5 protein-coding genes and 1 pseudogene are annotated in these 6,792 nt (G+C 56.3%); all 6 read left to right on the forward strand.

Translation table 11 applies throughout. From position 1 onward, the window contains the following. The first annotated feature begins 4 nt into the window (after positions 1-4). Positions 5-1,306: an ABC transporter substrate-binding protein gene (locus tag SD70_RS24030; RefSeq protein WP_197081150.1), complete on the forward strand. Its 1,302-nt coding sequence runs from the start codon at positions 5-7 to the stop codon at positions 1,304-1,306. Then, a complete protein-coding gene (locus tag SD70_RS24035) occupies positions 1,293-2,192 on the forward strand; it encodes a carbohydrate ABC transporter permease (RefSeq protein WP_197081152.1) in 900 nt (299 codons plus the stop codon). The genes SD70_RS24030 and SD70_RS24035 overlap by 14 nt, the downstream gene beginning before the upstream one ends. 457 nt (positions 2,193-2,649) lie before the next feature. Beyond that, positions 2,650-3,015 carry an ABC transporter permease subunit gene (locus SD70_RS37150; protein WP_197081155.1) on the forward strand — a complete coding sequence of 122 codons (366 nt, stop codon included), beginning with the start codon at positions 2,650-2,652 and terminating at the stop codon, positions 3,013-3,015. A gap of 68 nt (positions 3,016-3,083) precedes the next feature. Beyond that, on the forward strand, positions 3,084-3,845 hold the full coding sequence (locus tag SD70_RS24045) for an inositol monophosphatase family protein (RefSeq protein WP_197081154.1): 762 nt from the start codon (positions 3,084-3,086) through the stop codon (positions 3,843-3,845). A 153-nt stretch (positions 3,846-3,998) separates the two neighbouring features. Next, the gene (gene secG / locus SD70_RS24050) at positions 3,999-4,238 is read left to right on the forward strand and encodes a preprotein translocase subunit SecG (RefSeq protein WP_041050413.1); all 240 of its coding nucleotides are present in this window, start codon (positions 3,999-4,001) and stop codon (positions 4,236-4,238) included. A gap of 355 nt (positions 4,239-4,593) precedes the next feature. Continuing rightward, a pseudogene (rnr, locus tag SD70_RS24055) lies at positions 4,594-6,792 on the forward strand (ribonuclease R); the annotation flags it as partial.

The following is a 6,792-nucleotide window of genomic DNA, read 5'->3' on the forward strand; positions in this document are numbered from 1 at the left end:
ATCAATGATGAAATCGGGTTTTGCGCGAATGACCGGCGTAGTTTCGGTTGCGGCAGTACTGTTAAGCGGCTGCACAGGCGCCGGCGGGAATGAGAAACAGGGCGCCTCAGCCGGCAATGCGGGGCAGAAGGTCACACTTAAAGCGATTATGGAGCAGGTGCCCGACTCGGATATCGTGAAGAAGATGGTGGCGGACTTCAACAAGGAAAACCCGAACATCGACGTCAACATCGAGATGCTGCCTTACGACCAGATTCGGGATAAAATCGTCACCTCCTTCCTGGCGCCGAGCGCGACCTACGACCTCATTGTGGTAGACAATCCATGGATGAACGACTTCGCGTCCGCAGGTTATTTGGAGCCTTTGGAAGAACGGGTGAAGGCGGCCGGGGCAGATTACAACTATCAGGACTTCTCCGCTCCGCTGCGGGGGATCGGTGAAGTCAACGGCCACACTTACGGCATTCCTTTCTACAACTATGCGCTGGGTCTTATTTACCGCAAGGACTTATTCGAGAAGCAAGGGTTAAAACCGCCGTCAACGCTGGCGGAGCTGCGGCAAGACGCCAAGCTGCTGACGACCGGCGACCAGGCGGGACTGGCCATGCAGCCTCAGCGCGGCTACAAAATTTTTGAAGAGTGGGCCAACTGGCTCTACGCCGCAGGAGGCGCTATCCAGGACAACGCAGGCAAAATTACGTTGAATTCGCCGCAAGCAAGGGAAGCGCTGACACAATACATTCAGACGTATAAAGAGTCTGCCCCCAAAGACAGCTTGAACTGGGGCTTTGACGAAGCGCTTAGAGCCGTTTCGGGCGGCAAGGCGGCTATGATGCTGTCCTACAACTGGATGCTTCCCGCTCTGAACGACAAGGGCGGACAAGCAGGCGACCTGGCCGGAAAATTCGGACTCGCCGAAGTGCCCGGCGGCAAATCCGTACTTGGAGCCTGGTACTGGTCGATTCCGGCCAATACGAAAAATAAAGAGCAGGTATGGTCGTTCATCAAGTGGATCACTTCGCCTCAGCATGAGAAGCAGCGTGTAATCGCCGGCGGCGCCCCTGTCAGAAACAGTGCTATGGACGATTCTGAAGTTCAGCAAAAAGGCTTCGGCGTGGAGTATTACAAAACCGTCAAAGCCATTCTCAAAAATGCGGCGCCGCTCGGCAACAGCCTGAATGCGGAGGAAATGGTCCAAACCGTAGGGACGGAGCTAAGCCAGGCAGTTTCCGGCCAAAAGAGCGTAGATCAAGCTATTGCCGATGCGGACAAGGAAGCAAAGGACATCATCAATGCGAAAAAATAAAAGTTCCGGCGGGAGGCGCTCCGTCTCCCTCTCTCTTCCCTACGAATGGCGAATGCTGCTGCCGCTTCTGATCGTTATGGTTGCGATTTTGGCTTATCCGTTGCTTTATTCTTTCTGGATTTCTTTTCGCAATATCGAAATCACGAAGCCGCATCAGAATCAGTTCGTCGGTCTTGTGCAATACGCGAAAGTGTGGCAAGACCCCGCTTATTGGAACGTACTGAAAAATACGTTCGGCTTCGTATGCATGGCCGTCTCCATGGAGCTTGTTCTTGGCATGATATTGGCGCTATGCCTGAAGAACATGAAGCGCTATCGCAACGTAACCCGGGCTATACTTCTTACTCCGATGTTTATTACTCCAATTGCTGTCGGCCTCATGTTTCGTTATTTACTAAGCACTCAGCTCGGGCTGGTCCCGGCTTTATTGCACTTGTTTGGCATCTCGATCGACTTCTTCAGCGCGAATATGGCGCTCTTCTCGTTATCTATGATCGATGTATGGCAGTGGACGCCCTTCATGCTCCTGATGCTGCTTGCAGGTCTCGAAAATTTGCCCGAGGAGCCATACGAGGCCGCGCGTGTGGATGGAGCGGGCAGTTGGTATATTTTGACCCGCATCACCATTCCGCTGATGAGCCCTGTGATGATCGTCGCCGTGCTCATTCGGGCGCTGGACGCAATGAAGGTGTTCGAATACGTATACGCGATCACTCGCGGCGGTCCGGGCACCGCTACGGAAACGCTGCAATATTATGTGTACAAGACCGGCTTCGGATACTACAATTTGTCGAAGGCGTCGGCTGTCGCATGGACTGTCGTCATTTTTGTCATGATCGTCCTCATACTGATTTTATGGCGGTCGACAAGGGGTGAGCAGCGATGAAAACCGGAAAAAGTCGCACGGAGCCGATCAAACGGGTACAGGCGGTCGTTGTTCTGCTGGCGGTCCTCGTTGTTTTATTCCCTTACGTTTGGGTCATCCTGTCTTCCTTGAAAACGCCGTCCGATTTATCCGATCCGAAGGCCGTCCTGTTCCATCCTGTGCTCGACAATTGGATAAACGTGCTTTCGGGCAGCATTCCGGAAAACTTTGCAAACAGTCTGCTGGTCGGATTCCTCACCGTGGCGATATCGGCGCTCGTGGGCACGCCGGCGGCTTATTCCATCAGCCAGTATAAAACGGGAGGCAGATGGACGCGCTTTGGCATCTTGATTTCGGAAATAGTTCCGTCGGCGGTTCTCGTTGTCCCGTTGTTTTTAATCGCCTATCATATGAAGCTTAACGGCTCTCTGCTGCCGGTTGTCGTGGCCCATCTGACTTTCGTTCTGCCTGTCTTTACCTGGTTTATGATCAGTTTCTTCGACGGGCTTCCGAAGGATATCGAATCCCAGGCGATGGTCGACGCTGCAGCCGGTTTATGGCGTTCCGGAAAGTGGTGCTGCCTCAAGTGCTGCCCGGGCTCGGAGCCGCCGGTTTATTCGGCTTTGTGCTTTCCTGGAACGATTTGTTCTACGTGCTTATTCTGGGCGGCGAGAACGCAAAAACGCTGCCGATGGCGATCGCAGGCTACAATACTTTCCGCGGCGTGCTGCTGGGGGAAATGTCCGTGGCCATCCTCGTCTCTGTGATTCCGACTTTATTCCTCTCGTTCTTCGTTCAGAAGAAACTGGTAAAAGGCATTGGCGGCGGGGGTGTCAAAGGCTGATAGCAGGCGAAACGAACTGCTTCCGGCCAATACGTATGAAACTTTCCTATTATTCGAATGAATTCCAAGTGGCGGAAATCGCTGCGCGAACGGCCGGAAGGGCGATTCTTCATCGGATCGGACCGCTCGAGCAGGAGTGGAAAGGCCGAATCGACCCGGTCACAGCCGCAGACCGGGAATCGGAGCAAATCATTCTGACGTTCATTCGCGACGCATTCCCGCTGGACATTATAGTTTCGGAAGAGAGCAACCCCATTGCCGAGGAGAACGTGCGGGGGAAGCGGAGATGGTATGTAGACCCGCTAGACGGCACCGTCAATTTCTCCAGAAATAACCCGCATTGGTGCGTGTCGATCGCTTTCGTCGACGAATCGGACACCGCGCAGGCCGCTGTCGTGTATGCTCCCAAATGCAACGAGCTGTATGGGGCGGTTCGCGGACAAGGCGCGACATTAAATGGAGAAAGCATCCGTGTGAGCGGCACGGACCGTATGGATAGGGCTGTGCTGGCCTCGGGCTTTCCTTACTCCTTCGACAATCCGGATCGAACGAATTTGAAAGAATGGTCCATGCTTACGCCGCATGCTCTCACGGTCCGCTGTTGGGGCGCCGCAGCCAAAGACTTGTGCGAAGTCGCGCGCGGCCGAATCGACGGGTTCTGGGAGCTGGAGCTGGAGCGGTGGGACATTACGGCAGGAGCTTTCATTTGCTCGGAGGCCGGAGCCAGGGTAACGGATTTATCCGGGAAGCCTGTAGCAGGTCCTTCCCGAGACATTATGGCCGCGAATCCGGGGTTGCATGCCGCCATGATGGAACTGCTATCTCGTTGAACCCATCCGGCGAAGCGCGGCGGCACCTGCGTGAACTGGCTGGCTTGCCATCGGCCGACGCTGCATCGCTTGTGCTTTAGGGCTTTATATGGTACAATTACGTATGCTGTGTTTTGTATCGAAAATCCCGTACAGGCTTGAGGTGCAACATCCATGGTCATTTTGTTCAAAGTCCTGCTCATCATTGCTTCTATCGGCTTGATCGCCGTTGTTTTATTGCAAAAAGGCAAGAGCGCCGGGCTCAGCGGCTCGATCAGCGGCGGCGCGGAGCATTTGTTCGGCCGCACGAAGGCGCGCGGACTCGACTTGTTCTTATCGCGCTTGACGATGGGGCTGGCGGCGGCGTTCATCGTTTTGGCGGTTGTGGTGGCGTACTTTGCGAAGGCGATTTAACGCAAAATAGACACTGGAGCAGCAGGGGCATAACCTCCTGCTGTTTTTGCGTTTCGCGGCTTTGCAGCGGTGTGGCTAGTTTCCCGGCGCAAGATATGTTTTGCGCGGGTTCCGGCTATACTGTTAATGCTGCGGTTTTTGCCGGGATACGTTTCGTATAGATTCGTTGCCTTCGGAATGACGCCTATGCTTGGCGTTCCCGGCGTGAATACGATGATACGGAGAGAGAAAGCCGAGCGGCGGGCGGCACGGACGGCGATGTGCCGGGCGGAACGCCGACGGGGCCCCGGGCGACAGGCACGGACTATGATCGGAGCGACAAAAGAGCGCCCCGGACGAAGAGAAGGTGACATTGATGACTTCAAGACAATCGATTCTTGATTTTATGCGAGAGACGGCGTACAAGCCGATGACTTACCAAGAGCTGGAACGGCATTTCGGCGTCGATGACGCGTTCGAGTTCAAGGAATTTTTAAAAACGCTGAACCAGCTCGAGCAGGACGGCGAAATTATTCGCACCCGCAACGACCGCTACGGCGTGCCGGAACGGATGAACCTGCTGCGCGGCCGAATGCAGGCGCACGCCAAAGGCTTCGGGTTCCTCATTCCGGAAGATAAAGACCATGCCGACGTGTACATTCATGCGAACGACATGAACAGCGCGATGAACGGTGATACGGTGTTTGTGCGCATCACCGGCAAGGGCGGGCCGGGCGGGAACCGGCTCGAGGGCGAAGTGGTGCGGGTCATTACCCGCGCCAACACGCAAATCGTCGGCACGTTCCAGCATCACGAGAGCTACGGCTTCGTCGTGCCGGACGACAGGCGGATCAACCGCGACATTTTCATTCCGCAGGACAAGTTTCTGGGGGCCGTCGACGGCATGAAAGTCGTCGTGCAGCTGGTCAAATATCCGGAAGGCCGGGCCGCGGCGGAAGGCGAAGTCATTGAAGTGCTCGGCCACAAGGACGATCCGGGCGTGGACATTTTGTCCATTATTCGCAAATACGGGCTGCCGGAAGCTTTCCACGAGGAGGTCATCCTCGAAGCCGATGCCGTGCCTGATGCGATCCGTCCGGAGGAGCTGGCCGGCCGCCGCGATTTGCGCCATAAAAAAATCGTCACGATCGACGGCGAGGACGCCAAAGACTTGGACGATGCGGTATGCGTCGAGCGGCTGACGAACGGCAACTATTTGCTTACGGTCAGCATCGCGGACGTCGGCTATTATGTGAAGGAAGGCTCCGCGCTGGACCGGGAAGCGTACAACCGGGGCTGCAGCGTCTATTTGGTCGACCGCGTTATCCCGATGCTGCCGCACCGGCTGTCGAACGGTATCTGCTCGCTTAATCCGCGCGTCGACAGGCTGACGATGACGTGCGAAATGGAGCTGGACGAAGGGGCCAACGTCGTCCGACATGACATTTATCCAAGCGTGATCAAGACGGTAGAGCGGATGACGTACACGAACGTGCGCAAAATGCTGACGCTCCCCGAAGAAGAACTGGAGGATGCGGGCCTCATCGCGAAATACGGCTATTTGTGGGACGAGTTCCGGCTCATGGAGGAGCTGGCGATGAAGCTGCGCGGGAAGCGGATGGCGCGGGGCGCGATCGACTTCGATTTCAGCGAAGCAAAAATCCTCGTCGATCGCGACGGCAAGCCGTACGACATCGTGGGGCGCGAGCGTTCCATCGCCGAGATGATGATCGAGGAGTTCATGCTGGCGGCCAACGAGACGGTCGCAGAGCATTTTCACTGGCTGAAGGTGCCGTTCCTGTATCGCATCCACGAGCAGCCGGACGGCGAGAAGCTGCAGCATTTTATGGAGTTTATCGCGAACTTCGGCTATGCGGTGCGGGGGCGTGGCGACACGATTCATCCGCGGGCGCTGCAGTCGCTGCTGGAGCAGATTAAGGGAACTAAGGAAGAGACGGTCATCAGTACCGTCTTGCTGCGCTCGATGAAGCAGGCCAAGTACGACGCCCAGACTACCGGGCACTACGGGCTTGCGGCGGAGTTTTACTCGCATTTCACGTCGCCGATCCGGCGTTATCCGGATCTTGTCATCCACCGGGTGATGAGGGAAGTGCTGGAGGGCGGCGGCGTTTTGACGGAAGAGCGGCTCGAAGCTTTGGCTTCGCGGATGGACGACATCGCGCGGCAATCGTCCGAGCGGGAGCGGATCGCCGTCGAAGCCGAGCGCGAAACCGAGGCGCTCAAAAAAGCCGAGTTCATGCTCGACAAAATCGGGGAAGAGTTCGAGGGCATCATTTCGAGCGTTACGAGCTCGGCATGTTTGTGGAGTTGGACAATACAGTCGAAGGGCTCATCCGGCTCAGCGATATGACGGACGATTATTACCATTTCCACGACCAACAGCTGGCGCTTATCGGGGAGCGGACGTCAAAAATTTACCGCATCGGCGACGAAGCCAAAGTGCGCGTCTCGCGGGTGAGCATCGACGAACACACGATCGACTTCGAGCTGGTGGATATGAAGCCGCGCGGCGAGGGCCGGCCGCCGTTTCGGCGGCGGCTTGGGAGCGCCAGGG

Source organism: Gordoniibacillus kamchatkensis, from assembly GCF_000829455.1.
In the GTDB taxonomy this organism is placed as follows: Bacteria; Bacillota; Bacilli; order Paenibacillales; family NBRC-103111; genus Gordoniibacillus; species Gordoniibacillus kamchatkensis.

Excerpts from the sequence above, each read along its gene's own strand:
- SD70_RS24035 (WP_197081152.1), top strand. The coding sequence starts at position 1,293 with ATGCGAAAAAATAAAAGTTCCGGCGGGAGGCGCTCCGTCTCCCTCTCT.
- secG (WP_041050413.1), top strand. The coding sequence starts at position 3,999 with ATGGTCATTTTGTTCAAAGTCCTGCTCATCATTGCTTCTATCGGCTTG.
- SD70_RS24030 (WP_197081150.1), top strand. The coding sequence starts at position 5 with ATGATGAAATCGGGTTTTGCGCGAATGACCGGCGTAGTTTCGGTTGCG.